This is a genomic window from Gulosibacter molinativorax (assembly GCF_003010915.2).
Taxonomy (GTDB): Bacteria; Actinomycetota; Actinomycetes; order Actinomycetales; family Microbacteriaceae; genus Gulosibacter; species Gulosibacter molinativorax.
Genome location: NZ_CP028426.1, coordinates 107,852 through 124,854 on the forward strand (window position 1 = coordinate 107,852; position 17,003 = coordinate 124,854).

12 protein-coding genes are annotated in these 17,003 nt (G+C 66.5%); 7 read left to right on the plus strand and 5 right to left on the minus strand.

The window, feature by feature from the left end:
* Nucleotides 1–25 precede the first annotated feature (25 nt).
* The 3 genes from GMOLON4_RS00510 to GMOLON4_RS00520 are packed head-to-tail and all read left to right on the plus strand — an operon-like array spanning nucleotide 26 to nucleotide 3,406.
* Entirely contained in the window at nucleotides 26–1,072 is a 1,047-nt protein-coding gene (locus tag GMOLON4_RS00510; protein ID WP_026937139.1) for a thiamine ABC transporter substrate-binding protein, read from the plus strand.
* On the plus strand, nucleotides 978–2,747 hold the full coding sequence (locus tag GMOLON4_RS00515; RefSeq protein WP_084147543.1) for an ABC transporter permease: 1,770 nt from the start codon (nucleotides 978–980) through the stop codon (nucleotides 2,745–2,747). The genes GMOLON4_RS00510 and GMOLON4_RS00515 overlap by 95 nt, the downstream gene beginning before the upstream one ends.
* Entirely contained in the window at nucleotides 2,744–3,406 is a 663-nt protein-coding gene (locus GMOLON4_RS00520) for an ABC transporter ATP-binding protein (protein WP_026937137.1), read from the plus strand. Before GMOLON4_RS00515 ends, GMOLON4_RS00520 begins: the two co-directional genes overlap by 4 nt.
* On the opposite strand, the gene GMOLON4_RS00525 is transcribed toward GMOLON4_RS00520, so the two are convergent.
* The 3 genes from GMOLON4_RS00525 to GMOLON4_RS00535 are packed head-to-tail and all read right to left on the minus strand — an operon-like array spanning nucleotide 3,375 to nucleotide 6,091.
* Nucleotides 3,375–4,619: an MFS transporter gene (locus GMOLON4_RS00525; protein WP_051266945.1), complete on the minus strand. Its 1,245-nt coding sequence runs from the start codon at nucleotides 4,617–4,619 to the stop codon at nucleotides 3,375–3,377. The two genes, GMOLON4_RS00520 and GMOLON4_RS00525, sit on opposite strands and share 32 nt — an antisense overlap.
* A gap of 3 nt (nucleotides 4,620–4,622) precedes the next feature.
* A complete protein-coding gene (locus GMOLON4_RS00530) occupies nucleotides 4,623–5,048 on the minus strand; it encodes a globin (protein ID WP_026937136.1) in 426 nt (141 codons plus the stop codon).
* A 59-nt stretch (nucleotides 5,049–5,107) separates the two neighbouring features.
* Complete coding sequence (locus tag GMOLON4_RS00535) at nucleotides 5,108–6,091, minus strand: mechanosensitive ion channel family protein (RefSeq protein ID WP_051266943.1); 984 nt, start codon at nucleotides 6,089–6,091, stop codon at nucleotides 5,108–5,110.
* Nucleotides 6,092–6,237: 146 nt separating this feature from the next.
* Here GMOLON4_RS00535 and GMOLON4_RS00540 point away from each other — a divergent pair, with 146 nt between their 5' ends.
* A complete protein-coding gene (locus GMOLON4_RS00540) occupies nucleotides 6,238–6,417 on the plus strand; it encodes a hypothetical protein (RefSeq protein ID WP_035732962.1) in 180 nt (59 codons plus the stop codon).
* Nucleotides 6,417–7,640, plus strand: a complete 1,224-nt coding sequence (locus GMOLON4_RS00545; protein WP_051266941.1) for a YeiH family protein — start codon at nucleotides 6,417–6,419, stop codon at nucleotides 7,638–7,640. Before GMOLON4_RS00540 ends, GMOLON4_RS00545 begins: the two co-directional genes overlap by 1 nt.
* A 128-nt stretch (nucleotides 7,641–7,768) precedes the next feature.
* Here the strand turns inward: GMOLON4_RS00545 and pepN are convergent, their stop codons facing one another.
* On the minus strand, nucleotides 7,769–10,318 hold the full coding sequence (gene pepN, locus GMOLON4_RS00550) for an aminopeptidase N (protein WP_026937135.1): 2,550 nt from the start codon (nucleotides 10,316–10,318) through the stop codon (nucleotides 7,769–7,771).
* Between the two features lie 154 nt (nucleotides 10,319–10,472).
* Here pepN and GMOLON4_RS00555 point away from each other — a divergent pair, with 154 nt between their 5' ends.
* Nucleotides 10,473–11,024, plus strand: coding sequence for a ribose-5-phosphate isomerase (locus tag GMOLON4_RS00555; RefSeq protein ID WP_026937134.1), 552 nt, complete (start codon nucleotides 10,473–10,475; stop codon nucleotides 11,022–11,024).
* Nucleotides 11,017–11,970 (plus strand): Fpg/Nei family DNA glycosylase, encoded by a 954-nt coding sequence (locus GMOLON4_RS00560; RefSeq protein WP_026937133.1) that lies wholly within the window; start codon nucleotides 11,017–11,019, stop codon nucleotides 11,968–11,970. Before GMOLON4_RS00555 ends, GMOLON4_RS00560 begins: the two co-directional genes overlap by 8 nt.
* Before the next feature lie 16 nt (nucleotides 11,971–11,986).
* On the opposite strand, the gene GMOLON4_RS00565 is transcribed toward GMOLON4_RS00560, so the two are convergent.
* On the minus strand, nucleotides 11,987–16,660 hold the full coding sequence (locus GMOLON4_RS00565) for an SCO7613 C-terminal domain-containing membrane protein (protein WP_146137453.1): 4,674 nt from the start codon (nucleotides 16,658–16,660) through the stop codon (nucleotides 11,987–11,989).
* Nucleotides 16,661–17,003 lie beyond the last annotated feature (343 nt).

Sequence of the window (17,003 nt, forward strand, 5' to 3'; positions counted from 1 at the left end):
GCCCTCCATGGCTATGGAGGACAACATGACACGTCGAATCAATATTGTCGCAACGATCGCACTGGCCGCGCTCGCCCTCACGGGATGCTCAGCGGCAGATCAGGCCGGGGGAGCGGCTTCTACAGAGGGCGCGGGCGGCACCGTCACGATCCTGACGCACGACTCGTTCGTGATCACGGATGAGCAAATCGCCTCGTTCGAGGAGCAGTCTGGCTACACGCTTCAGACCACCGCGCCCGGTGACGCCGGAGTCGTCACGAATCAGCTCGTGCTCTCGGGCGACTCGCCAACGGTCGACGGCGTGTACGGCATCGAGAACTATTCGACGCAGACGCTCCTCGATGCCGGAGCGCTCGCGAGCTACGAATCTCCCGACCTCCCGGAATCGGCGGCGAGCCTCATGATCGAGGACAAGCTCACGCCGATCGACCAGGGTCAGGTCTGCATCAATATTGACCACGCATGGTTTGAAGAAAACGGGGTGGCCGAGCCGACGACGCTCGACGACCTCACGAAGCCGGAGTACGCATCCTTGCTCGTGACGATGAACCCCGCGACCTCCTCGCCGGGGCTCGCCTTCCTCGTCGCCACGATCACCGAGAAGGGTGACGACTGGGAGAACTACTGGCAGCAGCTGCTCGACGGCGGCACCAAGGTCGTGTCGGGCTGGTCGGATGCGTATTTCGTCGACTTCTCGGGCGCGGAAGGTGCGGGCGAGTACCCGCTCGTGCTGAGCTACTCGTCGTCACCCGCGGAGGCGGACGGCCGCACCGGTGTCCTCGAGACCAGCTGCACGCCGCAGGTCGAGTACGCCGGCGTCGTCGAAGGTGCCGCGAACCCCGCGGGCGCGCAGGCGTTCATCGACTTCCTGCTCTCGGACGAGTTCCAGTCGGGCGTGGCCGAGAACATGTACATGTACCCGGTCAACTCTGAGGTCGCCCTGCCCGAGACCTGGGCGCAGCACGCGACGCTCGTGGATGCACCCATCGAGCCGAACCTCAAGGACGTCGCTGCGAACCGCGACGCGTGGATCGCCGACTGGACCACGCTCTTCGAAAACAACGCCGGCTAACCGGTTGGCAGGCAATACGCGCGCCTCGGGCGTGCTCGGAAAGATCGCTTGGACGGCGGCGGCCGTGGTGCCGCTCGCCTTCCTCGCGGTCTTTTTCGGGTGGCCAGTGGGCGCGATTCTGGCACGCGGGTTCGTCACCGACGGCCAGTTCAGCCTCGCGATGTTTGGCGAGGTGCTCGGCGAGAGCCGAACCTGGCGGATCGTCGCGCAGACCCTGTGGATGGCTATCGGCGGCACCCTCGGCTCGGTGCTTCTGGGCATCCCCGGGGCATACATCCTGTACCGGCGCCGTTTCCCGGGACGGGCGGTGCTGCGCGGGATCGCGACCGTGCCGTTCGTGCTGCCGACGGTGGTCGTCGGCGTCGCGTTTCGCGCGCTGCTCGCGAAGCAGGGTCCGCTCGGATTTCTCGGCCTCGATGGCACGACCACCGCGGTGATCCTCGCGATGGTGTTCTTCAACTTCTCGATCGTGGTGCGCCAAGTTGGGTCGCTGTGGGCGACCCTCGACCCGCGCATGACCGAGGCGGCACGCACCTTGGGCGCATCCCCGTTCCGGGCCTTCCGCACGGTCACCTTGCCGCAACTCGGCCCGGCGATCGCCTCCTCGGCCAGCCTCGTGTTTCTGTATTGCTCGACGGCGTTCGGCATCGTCGTCACGCTCGGGCAGCCGGGTTACGGCACGCTCGAGACCGAGATTTACACGCAGACCACGGTGTTCCTGAATCTCCCGGGAGCCGCGGTGCTGTCCGTCCTGCAGTTCGCGATCGTGCTCGTCGCGGTGCTCGTATCGAACCGCGCGCGCAGCGGCACAGAGACGACGCTCAAGCTTGGCGAGGTGAAGGATGCGCGGCTCGGTCGCGGCGATCTGTGGCCCGCGATCGTGACGTTTGGGACGATCGGCACGCTCATCCTGGCCCCGCTCGTTGCGCTCGTGGCGAGGTCGCTGCAACGCGGTGGCGAGTGGAGCTTCGCGAACTACGCCCTGCTCGGCACGAGCGGCACCGGGTTTGCGGGCGGCGCAACCGTGCTGGAGGCGCTCGACCACTCGCTAAAGATCGCGCTCGATGCGACGATGATCGCTCTCGCGATCGGGGTGCCGCTCGCGCTCGTGCTGTCTCGGCGCACGAAGAGCCGCGGGTTCCAGCGCGCGCAGCGGGTCATCGACGGGGCGGTCATGCTGCCGCTCGGGGTATCGGCCGTCACGGTCGGGTTCGGCTTCATTGTGTCGATTCAGGCCTTTGCGCCGCAGCTCGCGATGTCGGGCCTGCTCGTGCCGCTCGCGCAGGCGGTCGTGGCGCTGCCGCTCGTGGTTCGCTCGCTCGTGCCGGTGCTTCGCGCCATTGACCCGCGGCTCCGGGAGGCCGCGGCGACCCTCGGTGCCTCTCCCGCGCGCATCCTGAGGACGGTCGACGGGCCGTTCCTCGCGCGGGGTCTCGGGCTCGCCGCGGGCTTTGCGTTCGCCGTCTCGCTCGGTGAATTTGGTGCGACGAGCTTCCTCGCCCGCCCCGACTACGTCACGCTGCCCGTGCTCATCGTGCGGCTGCTGTCGCGCCCCGGCGCGGATAATTATGGAATGGCGCTCGCCGCCGCGGTCCTCCTCGCCGCCGTCACGGCCACCGTGATGGTCGTGTGCGAGAAGCTGCGGCCCCGCGGTGCCGGAGAGGTCACCGGATGACGACAACACCACCTGCGCTCGAGCTCCGCTCGGTCGGTATCTCGTTCGAGGACGAGTACGAATGGATCAAGGACGCCAACCTGCGCGTCGAGGATGGCGAAGTGGTCGCGCTCCTCGGGCCCTCGGGCTCCGGCAAATCGACGCTCCTCCGCGGCGTCGCGGGCCTCGAAACCCTAACGGCTGGGGAGATCTGGATGCGCGGTCGCCTCGTGAACGACGTGCCCACGCATCAGCGCAACTGCGGCATGGTCTTTCAGGACGGCCAGCTTTTCCCGCACCGAAATGTGCGGCGCAATGTCGCCTACGGGCTCGAGGCCGCACACTGGTCGAAATCCGCGATCAACGAGCGGGTGGATGCGATGCTCGAGCTCGTGGGGCTCGCGGGCTTCGGCGATCGGGCGGTGCAGACGCTTTCGGGCGGGCAGGCTCAACGAGTCGCGTTGGCGCGTTCCCTTGCGACGAAGCCGCAACTGTTGCTGCTCGATGAGCCGCTGTCCGCCCTCGACCGAGAACTGCGCGACCGGCTCGCGACCGATCTTCGGCGCATCCTGACCCAGACCGGGTCGAGCGCGCTGCACGTGACCCACGACCTCGACGAGGCGAAGACGATCGCGGACCGGACGGTGTTTATCGACGAGGGTCGGCTGCAGCCGAGCTAGCCGGTGCGGCCTCGACTTCGTAGTCGTTTGGCCGACCGATGAGGTACGCGGCCGGGAGGGTGACCACCGCGGTGCCGATGAGGAACCAGATCGGCGCGACCCACGTGCCGGTTAACGACTGGATCATCGCGAACAGGAACGGGCCGCCCGCCGCGAGGACGTAGCCGATGCCCTGCACAAAGCTGCTGAGCCGCGCGGCGCCCAGCACGGTGGCGGACTTGAGGCCGACGAGCGCGAGCGACACCGAGAACAGCAGCTGGCCCGCGCCGAGCAGTGTGACCGCGAGGAACACGAACGAGCTGGGGAGCGCGAGCAGCATCGAGTAGCCGGCAATGAACGAGCCGATGCCGAAGAAGGATGCGGGGCGCACGACCGTACCCCGGCTCGCGATGGCGGGCGCGATGAAGCCGGCCGGGACACCGACGAGGGCGAACCAACTCAGCAAGAGATTCGCGCTGCCCTGCTCGAGTCCGCTGTGCTCGACGAGAATCCGGGGGAGCCAGGCGAAGACCGCGTAGGAGTTGAGGGAGCACACCGAGAACAGTGCGACGAGAGTCCAGGCCGTCCTCGATCGTGCCGGATGCGCGCTGGTGGCATGGCGCGGCGACGCCTCGCTCGCGGCCGGGTCGATTACGCCCGCGTTGCGGTCGGTTACCCAGAGGATGATCCACGGGATCATGGCGCACAGCGCGACGCCGCCCCAGAACCCGAGCGACCAGCGCCAGCCCTCGCCTTCGGCGAAGACCGCGGCGACGAGCGGGGGAACCGAGGCCGAGATTGCGATGCCGATGATGTACATCGACGTCACGGGAGCGATGTGGCCCGGGAACCGGGCCTTCACGATCGCTGGCATCAGGACATTGCCGATGCCGAGGCCGAGGAGCGAGATGGCCGTACCGATGGCGATCGACGCGGCGTTCCAGGCGAGCGCCCGCAGGCCGAAGCCCACGACGGCCACGGCCAGGCTCGCGACGATGAGGGACTCGAGCGAGAACCGCTGGCTCAGCGGCCGAGCAATAAAGCCGGCAGCGGCGAAGCACAGTGGCGGGAGCATCCCGATTACACCCAGCGCGAGGCTCGAAAGCGGGACGTCCGAGTCGACGAAGGTCGTGATCGGCGAGAAACTCGAAACCGGGGTTCGCAGGTTGATCGCAAGCAGCGCGATCGCGAGCAGTCCGAGTGTGGTGAAGACCCAGGCGGGCCGGCGAGCCACGGCCTACCGTGATTCGGTCGTGCGCTCGCCGTCGGGGGTTGGTTCGAATGTGTTCACCATCGCGGTTGCGGCCCGGTCGAAATACGCGAGGAGCTGCTGGCGTGCGATCGGCGAGAACTCCATCGAGTCGACCGCCGCGGTCATGTGCTTGAGCCAGCGTCCCCGGGCATCCGGGTTCACATGGAAGTTCACGTGGCGCATCCGCAATCGCGGGTGACCCCGCTGTTCCGAGTATGTCGACGGCCCACCCCAGTACTGGGCGAGGAAGCGGCTGAGCCGCCAGATGGCACCCTCGAGATCTTCCTTCGGGTACATCGGCCAGAGCACTTCATCGGCCTGCACGTCGTCATAAAATCGGCGCACGAGCTCCTCGAACGGGTCCATGCCGCCGACCTCGTCGTACAGGGTCAGCGCGGGGGTGTCACTCATGGCTCTAGCCTAGCCAGCCTTCCCGACTTGTCCGTCAAGGGTTAGGCGTCCGTCAAGGGTTAAGCGGTGGGCGCTTCCCCGGCATCAGTTCGACGCTGCTGATCCTGCTTATCGTCGATGCCGGTAGCCCTGCGCGGCTGAATGCCGTTCGGGCCGTCGAAGACGATGGTGTTCATAGCCGGCAGGTCAATTTCCTCGCGCTTGAGCGCATCCTGGATGCGGGCGCGCAGCTCGCGCTCGACACCCCAGCGGTCGCCCGGCGTGGTCTTGACCACGAGCCGGACGATGACGGCCTCGGCCGAGAGCGTCTGCAGGCCCCAGATCGTCGGTTCCTCGAGGAGCTTGAGCATCCAGTCGGGATCCTCCGTGAGCTCCTTGGCGGCCTCGAGGATGGTCTGCTGCACCTTGGCTCGGTCCGCATCGAACGGGATCGCGAGGTCGATGATCGCGCGATTCCAGCCCTGCGAGTTGTTGCCGACGCGCTGAATCTCACCGTTTCGAACGAACCAGAGCTGGCCATACACATCGCGAATCTGCGTGACGCGTACGCCGACCGATTCGACGACGCCGCTGGCGTGCTCCATGTCGACGTCGTCGCCGACGCCGATCTGGTCCTCAACCACCATGAGGAGGCCGTTCAGCACGTCGCCGACGATCTTCTGCGCGCCGAAACCGAGGCCGGCACCGACCGCGGCGGATAGCACCGTGAGGGATGCGAGGAAGTTCGCGTTGATGATCCCGATCGCCCACAGGGTCGCGACGATCCAGATCGTTGCCTTCAGAATGACGGTCAGTACCTGGCCAATCGTGCGCGTTCGTTGCACGGTTCGCACCGAGGCGAGTGGCGATTTGAGCGCGAGCATTTGCGTGTCGTCGACGCCGCGCTTCTTCTTCACGCCCTGCACGATTTGGTCGGCGGACCGGCGAATGACCCAGGACAGGAGCTTGGTGAGGAGCCATGCGCCGATGAGAACGAGCGCTGCTTCAACGAAGGGGAGGAAGGGGCCGAGGAAATCGGCCACAGAATCAAAAAATGCCTGCATATCGCAGCCGAGTGTATTGAGCGTCGCCGAACGCTAGCTGTTCACCTGTGGGATGCTACCTGTGGTTACAATTCCACCCTGTTGGGTCACCGTGTTTTGTTGTAACTAATGACCCGACTCCATAGCAGCTGATTTTGAGGATGCACATGTCTCACTCTGACGCGCGGGATCGCGATTATGTCGACATTCCGCCCACTGATGTTGAAGCACCCAATGAACACGGCAAGTTCTCACTGAACGAGGACTGGTGGGCCACGATCGTCGGTACCGCGCTGATGCTTCTGTGCCTCGCAGGCATCATGCCCAACATTGGCGGGTGGTTCTGATGGCCTCGCAACCGCAACCGCAACCGCAACCGCAACCGCAACCGCGACCACAGGCGCAAGCCGCGACTACAACCGCGGCCGGGAACGCGCAGCCGACCTCGCAAAGCACCGGCTGGTGGACCGCCGCGGGACTTCTGATCCTGCTCGGGCTCGCGATCGTCGTGCAGATCCTTACCTCGAACATGCCGGACTGGACCGAGGGCACCTGGTTCGGCCCGCTCGCGAAATCCGTGGAGTTCCCCGTCTACGCGATCGCGCTCGGCTTCCTCTTTAACGGCGTGCTGTCGCTACTCGGCGTGCGCGACAAGATGTCCGCCGGGTTCCGCACCGAGTTCTTCATCAAGATCGGCCTCGTGCTGCTCGGTACGACCGTGAACATCAATGTGATCCTCGAGATGGGCCTGCCCGCGATCATCCAGGCACTCCTGCTCATCACGATCGTGTTCTTCTTCACGTGGTGGTTCGCGGGCATCCTCGGCCTCGAGCCGCACCTGCGTGCCCTGCTCGCATCCGCGCTGTCGATCTGTGGTGTCTCGGCGGCCGTGGCCGCAGCAGGTGCCGTGCACGCGAAAAAGGAGCAGCTCGCCTACGTTGCAGGGCTCGTGATCGTCTTCGCCCTGCCGGCGATCTTCCTGCTGCCGTGGCTCGCGAACCTCATGGGTCTGTCGCCGGTCGTTACCGGTGCGTGGATCGGCGGCAACATCGACACGACCGCGGCCGTGACCGCTGCCGGTGCGATGGCGAGCGACGAGGTGCTGCAGTATGCGTCGGTGGTCAAGATGATCCAGAACGCGCTGATCGGATTCGTCGCGGTTGCTCTATCGGTGTACTTCACGCTGAAGGTGGATCGCCCGGCCGCTGGGGTGGACGGCAAGGTCGTCGCGAAGGCGAGCTGGGGTCAGGTCTGGGATCGCTTCCCCAAGTTCGTGCTCGGTTTCCTCTTCGCCTCGATCCTCGTGTCGGTGCTCGCCGCGATCTTCCCTGCCGCGATGGCCGATGACGGCTGGCTCGACAGCGGCGTGAGCGCGGCGAAGTCGCTGCAGACAATGTTCTTCACCCTCGCCTTCGTGTCGATCGGGCTCGAGTTCAAGTTCGGCGCGCTCCGCGAGGCGGGCTGGAAGCCGGTGCTCGTCTTCTTTGCCGGGACGATCGTCAACCTCATCGCCGGTCTGCTGCTGTCCTGGCTGCTCTTCGGCGTACTCTTTGCGGGGAACTTCTCGTAGCGATTGGGCACGAAAAAGGGCGTGGATTCGGTTCGAATCCACGCCCTTTTCTCATTTCGATACGCGCGTCGCGCTGCTCAATGAGCGAAGCGCTCCTCGAGTAGGCCAGAGGCCGTATCGAGAGGCGCCTAGTCGGCGTCGCGCTGCTTGACGGCGAGCGCTCGGGCGGTGTCGTCCAGGCCCTCCGCGATCAGGCGACGGAGCGCATCCGGTGCATCCTGGTTCTGCTCGAGCCAGGCGCTCGCCGCATCGGCAACCTCCTGCGTCACGATGCTGCGCGGGAAGAAGCCCTCGACGAGGTACTCCGCGATGTGGAAGCTGCGCGAGTCCCAGATTTCGCGCAGCCCCTCGAAGTACGGCGCGATGTATGGGCGGACGAGATCGTCATCGTGCGTCGTCCAGAACCCGGCGAACGTCGCGCGGACGATCTCGTTGGCGGCGCCGGAGGTGGTCCACACCGAGTCCCACGCAGCGCGCTTGCCCTCCACGGTGGGGATCGCGGCGCGGGCGTGGGCTGCGGAGCGCTCGCCATCGGACGTACGGTCCTCCTCGAGGCGCGCGGCGATCTCGGCCTCGCCCGCACGACCACCGGCGACGAGCGAGAACAGCAGCTCCCAACCGAGGTCAGTGTCGATGTTGAGGCCGGGCAGCGTTCGTGCGCCCGTGAAGAGGTCCGCGACGACCTGCAGTTGGGCGTCGGTACGGGCGAACTGCGCGAACGAGCGCACGAACGCGAACTGCGCATCCGAGCCGTTCTCTGCCTCGGTCGCGAGCACGAGCAGCTCGTCGCCGACGACCTCGAGAACCTCGTCGCGGTCCTCGTCCGAGACGTAGCGCGTTGCCGCGGTGGTGAGCTGGCCGAGCAGCTGGCGGCGGGTCGTCGACTCGGTCTCCGGCGCGATGTGTTCGAGGATGAGGCGCACGTAATCGCGGGCGCGGTACTCCCCGTCACGGGTCGCATCCCACAGGCTCGCGAGCACGAGGCCGCGCGCGAGCGGATCGGCGATCCGGCTCGCGTGGCGGGTCGCGGTGGCGAGCGACTGCTCGTCGAGTCGGATCTTTGCGTACGCGAGATCCTCGTCGTTGATCAACACGAGGTCGCCGCGGTGCTGGCCGATGAGCTCGGGCACCTCGGTACGGGCGCCGTCGACGTCGAGCTCAACCTTGTGCGCGCGGGTGAGGTTCTCGTCGGCGTCGAGCGAGTAAATGCCAACCGCGAGGCGGTGGGGGCGCAGCGTCGGGTACTTCTCCGGCGCATCCTGGGTGATGGCGAACGCGGTGAAGCGACCCTCCGCATCTACCTCGAACTCGGGGCGCAGGGTGTTGACGCCCGCGGTCTCGAGCCACTGCTGCGACCACTCGCCGAGGTCACGGCCGGACGCCGCCTCGAGCTCCACGAGCAGATCGCGCAGCTCGGTGTTGCCCCACGCGTGCTTCTTGAAGTACTCGCCGACGCCCTTGAAGAACGCCTCGCGACCGACCCAGAAGAACAGCTGCTTGAGGACGGATCCGCCCTTCGCGTAGGTGATGCCGTCGAAGTTGACGAGGACGTCGTCCAGGTCGCGGATCTCGGCGACGATCGGGTGGGTCGAGGGGAGCTGGTCCTGGCGGTAGGCCCACGTCTTTTCGCTCGCGAGGAACGTGACCCAGTTGTTCTGCCACTCGGTCGCCTCGGCGGTCGCGATCGTCGAGATGAACTCGGCGAACGACTCGTTGAGCCAGAGGTCGTTCCACCACTTCATCGTGACGAGGTCGCCGAACCACATGTGGCCGAGCTCGTGCAGGATCGTGACGACGCGGCGCTCGCGAACCGCATCCGGAACGCGCGAGCGGAAGACGTAGTTCTCGGTGAACGTGACGCAGCCCGCGTTTTCCATCGCGCCCATGTTGTATTCGGGCACGAACAGCTGGTCGTACTTCTCGAACGGGTAGGGCACGCCGAAGTGCGACTCGTAATACTCGAAGCCCTGCTTCGTCGTCGTGAAGACGTTGTCCGCATCCATGAACTCGGCGAGGGAGGAGCGCACGAACACGCCGAGGGGAATCGTGCGGCCGTCGATCGAGGTGAGCTCGTCGCGGTACTCGACGTAGGGGCCGGCCACGAGTGCCGTGATGTAGGTCGAGATGCGCGGGGTCGCGGGGAACGCCCACGTCGACGTCTTGTCATCGACCGGCTGCGGCTGCGGCGTCGGCTCGTTCGAGACGACCTGCCAGTGACTCGGCGCGGTCACGGTGAACGCGAACGTCGCCTTGAGATCCGGCTGCTCGAAGCACGGGTACATGCGCCGCGCATCCGGCACCTCGAACTGCGAATAGAGGTAGACCTCGCCATCGGCGGGGTCGACGAACCGGTGTAGCCCCTCGCCGGTGTTCATGAAGTGCATGTTGGCATCGATCTCGAGGGTGTTCTCGGCCTGCAGCTCGTCGAGCTGGATGCGCGAGTCGGCAAATACCTCGGCCGGGTCGAGGGTGCGGCCATTGAGGACGACCGAGTGAACCTCGCTCGCGATCGCATCAATGAACGTGCTCGCACCGGGGATCGCAGAGAAGGTGACCTTCGTGGCGGAACGGAACACCTCGGGTGACACGGTCAGATCGAGCGCGATGTCGTAGTGGTCCACGTTGATGATGCCGCTACGCTCTTGCGCCTCGACTCGGGTCAGGTTCTCTCCCGGCATGCTGCTCCTGTACTCGTGACTATTTCAGCGCCGCCAGTGTTGACGGTGACTGTCGCAGCCTAGCGCCGCAGCGGTGAGGATCAAGGCGCGACATGGTCTTTTCGGGCGCGGAGGCCTTCGCTGGGCGCGAACGAAACGCGGTAACCTGGTCCTTATGGCTGAGAACACCGCTAGCAACGTAACGCGCATCCACATCGCCACTGACCACGCGGGGCTCGAGTTCTCGCAGCAACTTCAGGAGCACCTGGCGAAGGCGGGCCACGAGGTCATCGACCACGGGCCGCAGGAGTACGACCCCGTCGACGACTACCCGTCGTTCTGCATTAACGCGGCGCAGGCCGTCGCGAATGACTGGGCCGACGGCATCGAGTCCCTGGGCGTCGTCTTTGGCGGCTCGGGCAATGGCGAGCAGATCGCGGCGAACAAGGTCGAGGGCGTGCGCGCCGCGCTCGTGTGGAGTGACGCGACCGCGAAGCTCGCGCGCGAACACAACAACGCAAACGTGATCTCGATCGGCGCGCGCCAGCACGAGCTCGAGGAAGCCATCCGCTTCATCGACCTCTTCATTGCCGAGCCGTTTCCCGGCGACGAGCGCCACGTGCGCCGCATCTCGCAGCTGTCGGAGTACGAGCGCACCGAGAAGATCGCGGGCAAGGATTTGCTGGCCGCCTCGGGAGCAGAGGTGCCGGTGACGCTGAATGCCTGAGGGGCATTCCGTACACCGTATCGCAAGGCAATTCCAGACGAATTTCGTCGGCCACGTCTGTGAGGCGTCGAGCCCGCAGGGGCGCTTCTCGGATGGTGCCGTCGCGCTCACCGGCCGCGTCATGGAGGAGTGCTTCGCGGTCGGCAAACACATGTTCGCGCAGTTCGAGGACGACTTCTGGCTTCGCGTGCACCTCGGCATCTACGGGGCGTGGGATTTCACCGGCCAGGTGACGACGACGCTCGGGCAGACGGGGGAGTACTCCCGGCCTAAGATCGAGGATTCCCGGGGCGAGAATTCGCTCACCTCGATTGGTGCGCCGCGCCTGTCCCGGGTGCGCATGGCCGAGCAGGAATCGACGAGCGACATTGGCGAACAGTGGCCTCCCGAACCGGTCGGCGCGGTGCGCCTGCGGCTCCTTACCGACACGATTTGCGGCGATCTGCGCGGACCGACCGCGTGCGAGCTACTCGATCGCACCGGGGTAAACAAGGTGCTCGACCGCCTCGGCCCCGATCCGTTGATCGTCGACTACGACGATGGTGAGCGGGCATTCATCGAGAACATCCAGCGCCGCAACGTGCCGATCGGTCAGCTCCTGATGGACCAGTCCGTCGTCGCGGGCATCGGCAACATCTATCGCGCCGAGATCCTCTACCGGGCGGGCCTCGACCCATACACCCCGGGTAAGCAGGTGCCGACCGACACGCTCCGTCTCATCTGGGCGGACTGGTGGAAACTGCTGCGCATCGGCGTCGAAGTGGGCCAGATGATGACCATCGACGGGCTCGAGGGCGAGGCCTACGATCGCGCGCTGCTGCACCGCGAGGACCGGCACTGGGTGTACGGCCGCGCGGGCGAACCGTGCCGGACGTGCGGCACGCCGATCATGATTGCGGAGATGCAGAACCGCAAGCTCTACTGGTGCCCCACCTGCCAGAAGTAGCGGCGATGCCGGCGAACTAGCGCAGCTGCGCGATGGAGCGCACGAGCAGCTTCGCGTTGCGCAGCCGCGACTCGTAGGTCGCGGCCACGAAGATGAGGATCGCGCCCGCGGAGCCGAGCCACACCCACCACGGCACTGAGAGCTCCGGCAGCATCCAGCGAATCGCGACGATGACGTGGGCGATGGCCGCAATCGTGCCAAGGAGCAGCGGCGCCTGGAGTTTCCCGAGCGCACCCACGAGCACGGCCGCGAGTACGAGCACGGTGTAGATGCCGATTCGCGTTGCCGTCGGTGTGCTCGCCTCGAGGTACCACAGCGGCAGGAGCGTGAGGATAAGCCCCGGGCCGAGCGCCGGGAAACTGCGCAGTCGTGGCCGCGCGCGCATCCAGAGTGCTCCGGTTGCGGTCGCGGCGAGACCGAACGCCACGTAATAGACGTCGACCGGAACGTCGGCATCGCCCACGACCGCGGCAACGAGGTGAATGATGGCCGCGATCGCGCTGCTGGCGGACAAAAGCAGCAGCGGCAGTTGGGCCGCATGGCGTTGGAGCGCACCCGAGGTCACCCCGGCGGTAGCGAGAACGGAGAGGACGAGCATCCCGACGAGGGCGACGACGTGGGTCGTCCCCGGCACTGCATCCGCGGCCGCAATCGCGATCGCCGCGAACCAAAGCGGGATCGCGGCGGCGTAAGCGCCCGTTTCGATGCGACGTGAGTCCGCCGTGCTTCGAGCCGTCGCGATGGCCATGCCCGCGAGCACCGCGCATCCCGGAATTGAGACGAGTAGCGCCGCCGCGGACGACTCGGCAGGCCACAATAATGTCGCCGAGGACACGAGCGCGAGCAGCGTGCCGGAACCGCGCATGATCGGGCCGAGGATGCCACTCACAGCGAAACCGAGGGCAAGGAGAGCCACGCCGATCGTGAGCCAAGTGTAGGGCCACACGCGGATTGAGTCATCGGCGACGAACAGCGCAGTGACCAGGGGCAAGACGACGGTGTCGCCCGCCGCGATGCGCATCGCGAGATCGGCGCGTCGGGGAAGGATCGCCGCGCCGAGCGTTGCCGCGACCGTGATGGCGCTCGTCGCCACGAGCATCCACCACGGCCAAGCGACCGGGGCGGCGAGGAGTGCCGCCCAGATCGCGACCGGCACGGTCACGAGGGTGAGGATGCGCGCGGTGAGCAGCCGGGCCGTGGCAGGATGCGCGGTGCGGCGTTCCTGGTACGCCAGGATGCAGCCGACCGCGATGCCGAAGACTGTCACGCCGAGTGCGACGATCGGGGTTTCGAGTTGCTGGCCGGATGTGGTCGCGGCGAGGGTGCCACCAGCGGCGATCAGCACGGTGGCCGACGTGACCGAGCGCGACACGATTGCATCCACGATCGCCGGTAGCTTTTGAATGGTGAGCACGAGCACCAGCCCGAAGACCCACGCCGCGAGGCTCAGGTCGAGTGCTCGTGTCGAGAGCGTGAGCGCCGCGAAGGCGACTACCGCGATGACGCTCAGACTGATTCGCTGGAGAGTACGGATCGGTGCGCTTGCTGTCGCGAGCGCGCCGCGCTGCGCGAAGAAAACCCCCGCGGCGGTGGCCACTGCGATGGCGATGGCGAGGGCGTAAGCCTGAATTTCGAGGCCGAGGGCGGGCGCTCGGCCCAGCCCCTCGCCACCCAACCCGTATCTCGCTGCAGTGATGAGGGCATAGCTGCCGAATGGTGCGAGCACGGTGGCAAGGAGCGCACGCGTCGGTAGCCAGTGAACCGAAGTGCGCGTGAACGTGGCGGTCGCGAGGAGGAAGATCGAGAGGGCAGCGCCGAGCGCCGCGAGCATCCAGCCCTGGGTGACTCCCGCGGCACCACGGCTGGCGACGAGTGTGACGAGTGCCAGCGCAGCGCCGATCGTGACGAGCGCTGCGAGAACCCATGCGCCTCGTGGCATGCGGCTCGCCTGCCCCGAGAGCTGGAAAACAGCGGCCGCGATCGCGAATGCGAGGGCAGCGGGGGCTGCGACGAGTACGGGCCACGCTTGCTCGACGATGATGAACACGAGCAGCGGCCCGAAGGCCGCGAGCGTCGCCGCGGCGAGCCAGGGGAAGGCGCCGCGGATGCGTCCGGCGGGGACCGCGGGTTTTGAACGGACCGACGCGGTGAGCGGCACGGCGATGGCAATGGCGAGCGCGACAAAGGCGAACGGACGCACTGCAATTTCGTCGGCCGCGACGAGAAGCACGTGCTGCGTCATCGCGAGCCAGGCGGCGACGATCGCGAGTGCCTCGGAGGTCGTCGTCCACGGCTCGGGCACTGACAGTCGTCGCAGCAGGAGGACGAGTCCCGCGCTCGTGAGGGCGGTGAGCACGGGGGCCCAGGCAAAGAGGACCTCGGATGTCTCGACGATGGTTTGGCTCGTGGCGGCTTGCAGCAGCGGGTTGATAACGATGTACGTGAGCGGCAGGATCGCGACGAGTGAGACCGCGCGGGCCAGCGCATCCGCCCAGCCCTGGGCATCCGGCTGCGGAGTCGCGCCGCGCGCTGCGACGAGCGTTCCGATCACGAGGGCGACGAGGCCGACAAACGCGATGGCGAGGGCGAGATACATCGCGCCTGTGCTTTGCGGTGCGACGGCACCGTCCGTGAACGACAGCGGCAGTTGCTGGAGTGCGCTGAGGAAGAGGAGTGGCGTCGCGGTCCATGTGAGGATGCGGCGGTCGGTGCATTCGATCGCGCGCCACCAGGTCGACACGAGCAGGAGCAGCAGCGGCGCGATCAAGGCGACCGCCGTGTGAACCGTCGGGTAGTTGCCAGGCAGCCAGCCCAACACTGTGGTCGTGATTGCGGCGATGGCTGTGGCCAGCGTGAGCGGGATGGAACCCGCGTCACCACGAAGCAGGCGCAGGGTGAGGAATCCGGCGGTGACCGCGAGGAAGCTCACGGCTGCGTGCGGCGTATGGAGGACGGTCGTGAGCACGAGCGCGATTGCGGTCGCGACGTATGCCGCCTGCAAGACGAAGCGAAGCGACTCGCTGCTTCGTCGACGGAACACGCCAACGGCGACCGTGCTCGTGACCATCAGCAGGCCGAGGGCGATGACAGCGGGAACGAGCGGCAGCGCCATGGCAATGACGGCCAGGCCCGCGGCGCCCACGACCCAGGCGATCACGCTGCGACGTGCGACCCCGGATTGCGAGCTGGCGAGCCACTGGTAGACGGCAACCGCGATTCCCGCGGCGACGGTGAGGGAGAGGCCCGCGATGAGGACCGGAAGATCGATTTCGTCGGTGCTGCGGTCAATCGTTGCCGAGCGGAGGTAGGGCAGCCGGAATACCTCGGTGAGGAGCCAGAACGCGGGCGCGAGTGTGAGGGCGCCCGTCGTGACGAGCCCCGTGAGCCATCGGGGGCGGTCCCGACGATTCGAGCGAAGGTAGAGCACATCCCAGGCCACCGCGGCGAGTGCGATGAAGGGCGCCACGTTCCAGAACCGAGTCGCCGTGTCGGCCGTGTCGCCGGCGATTGCCGCGGGTAGATCCACGAGGCCGATGACGATCGCGAAGCCCCACAAGACGGTCGCGAGAATCGTGGCGCTGATGCGCTGCCAACGGATCCGTTGCAACGTACCGTCGCGCTCGAGCTGCCGCAGTTGTCCGATCAGGGCGGTGACCGCGATGAGGCATGTCGCGAGTCCTGCTGTCGCCTCTTCGATGGACTTCCCGCTGCCGGTAATGACCGTTGATATCGCGAGTAACAGCGCCGCCAGCTGACCGAAGCCGAACACGAGGCCGACCTCGAGCGCATCCGACCGTCCGTTCCGCCGATGCACGATCGGAGCGATGAGCGATGCCGTCGTGACGCCGGCGAGTCCGATCAGGATGCTCGAGTATTCCCCGAGCCCCCAGTCGAAGATCCAGCGCGCGAGGGCGAAGACTCCGGGGCCAAACGCGAATGTGCTCGCGATGCGGGGCGCCCGAACGTTGGCGAGCCTGCCCCAGATCAGCAGTATGGCCGTGAGGAGGAGCAGGCCGACGCCCCAGAACAGGGTGCCATCGATGCGTTCGAGGCCGAACAGGTTCATCGCGCGGGCTGCCCAGAGATCGAGCCCGAGCAGGACGGCGCCGAGGATAGCGACGCCCTCAGCCGTCGAGGTGAGCCGTCGTCGCTTCAGCCAACTCGCGAGCGCGATCACGGCCGCGGTGACGCCGACGGTGATGATCGACTTGACCGTGAGATCGAACAGCACGAACGCGACGGTGAGGAACACGATCGCCGCGATGCTCACGAACGAGACGCCGATGGCGAGCAGCAAGACCTGGATGCCCGAGCGGCGTGGCGTCGCCTCGGGCGCAGGGCCCGGGGGAGTGGATGCGTGGTCTACTTGGCCGTTCGGCTCGCCAGAACTCTTGGCGGGTTGCGGCGGCGCGGGTTGTGGGGGTGCTGGCTGCGACGGTGCAGGTTGCCAGGGATGCTGGGCTTGTTCGGCCTGCAACGGCTGCGGGGCCTGCGCTTGGGCCACTTGGGGAGCATCCGGAACTGCCGGAGTTCGAGCATCCTGCCAGATCGTGGCGAGGAGCGTTCCGCGGGTCACCAGCGCATCCGCCGCGATGATCGACTGTTCGAAGACGGCGCCGAGAGCAGGGTTTGCGAGGTCGAGTCCGCAATTTGGGCAAACTCGCGCGTGGCCGGTCGGTTCAAGACACATCGGGCACTTCTCGGTACTGCGCAAGTCGTCGAGCCCGGCGGGGAATTTCGGCACGCGCGTGGAATCCCAAATGGGCGAATCCGATGGGTGATTTTGCGCATCCACGGTGGCTCCCTTTGCTGGTTCAACTCTTGGCCTGGACTTGGCTCCCAGACAATCAGAGATCGCCTCATCGTCCGGGGGTTATGCACAGAATTGCAACCTGGGGATCACTCGGCACTATCCGGTAAGCGCAGCGCGGAAAGAAAAAATTGAGCGGTGTGCGCGGGAGCAGCGATCGTCCGCTACAATTGCTAAGTCCTGTTCAACCAGGGCGACCGAACGGCCACGTGCTTCTCAGAAC

Excerpts from the sequence above, each read along its gene's own strand:
- GMOLON4_RS00540 (WP_035732962.1), top strand. The coding sequence starts at position 6,238 with ATGTCTCACTCTGACGCGCGGGATCGCGATTATGTCGACATTCCGCCC.
- GMOLON4_RS00530 (WP_026937136.1), bottom strand. The coding sequence starts at position 5,048 with ATGAGTGACACCCCCGCGCTGACCCTGTACGACGAGGTCGGCGGCATG.
- GMOLON4_RS00545 (WP_051266941.1), top strand. The coding sequence starts at position 6,417 with ATGGCCTCGCAACCGCAACCGCAACCGCAACCGCAACCGCAACCGCGA.
- GMOLON4_RS00520 (WP_026937137.1), top strand. The coding sequence starts at position 2,744 with ATGACGACAACACCACCTGCGCTCGAGCTCCGCTCGGTCGGTATCTCG.
- GMOLON4_RS00535 (WP_051266943.1), bottom strand. The coding sequence starts at position 6,091 with ATGCAGGCATTTTTTGATTCTGTGGCCGATTTCCTCGGCCCCTTCCTC.
- GMOLON4_RS00555 (WP_026937134.1), top strand. The coding sequence starts at position 10,473 with ATGGCTGAGAACACCGCTAGCAACGTAACGCGCATCCACATCGCCACT.
- GMOLON4_RS00565 (WP_146137453.1), bottom strand. The coding sequence starts at position 16,660 with ATGTGTCTTGAACCGACCGGCCACGCGCGAGTTTGCCCAAATTGCGGA.
- GMOLON4_RS00515 (WP_084147543.1), top strand. The coding sequence starts at position 978 with ATGCACCCATCGAGCCGAACCTCAAGGACGTCGCTGCGAACCGCGACG.
- pepN (WP_026937135.1), bottom strand. The coding sequence starts at position 10,318 with ATGCCGGGAGAGAACCTGACCCGAGTCGAGGCGCAAGAGCGTAGCGGC.
- GMOLON4_RS00510 (WP_026937139.1), top strand. The coding sequence starts at position 26 with ATGACACGTCGAATCAATATTGTCGCAACGATCGCACTGGCCGCGCTC.
- GMOLON4_RS00560 (WP_026937133.1), top strand. The coding sequence starts at position 11,017 with ATGCCTGAGGGGCATTCCGTACACCGTATCGCAAGGCAATTCCAGACG.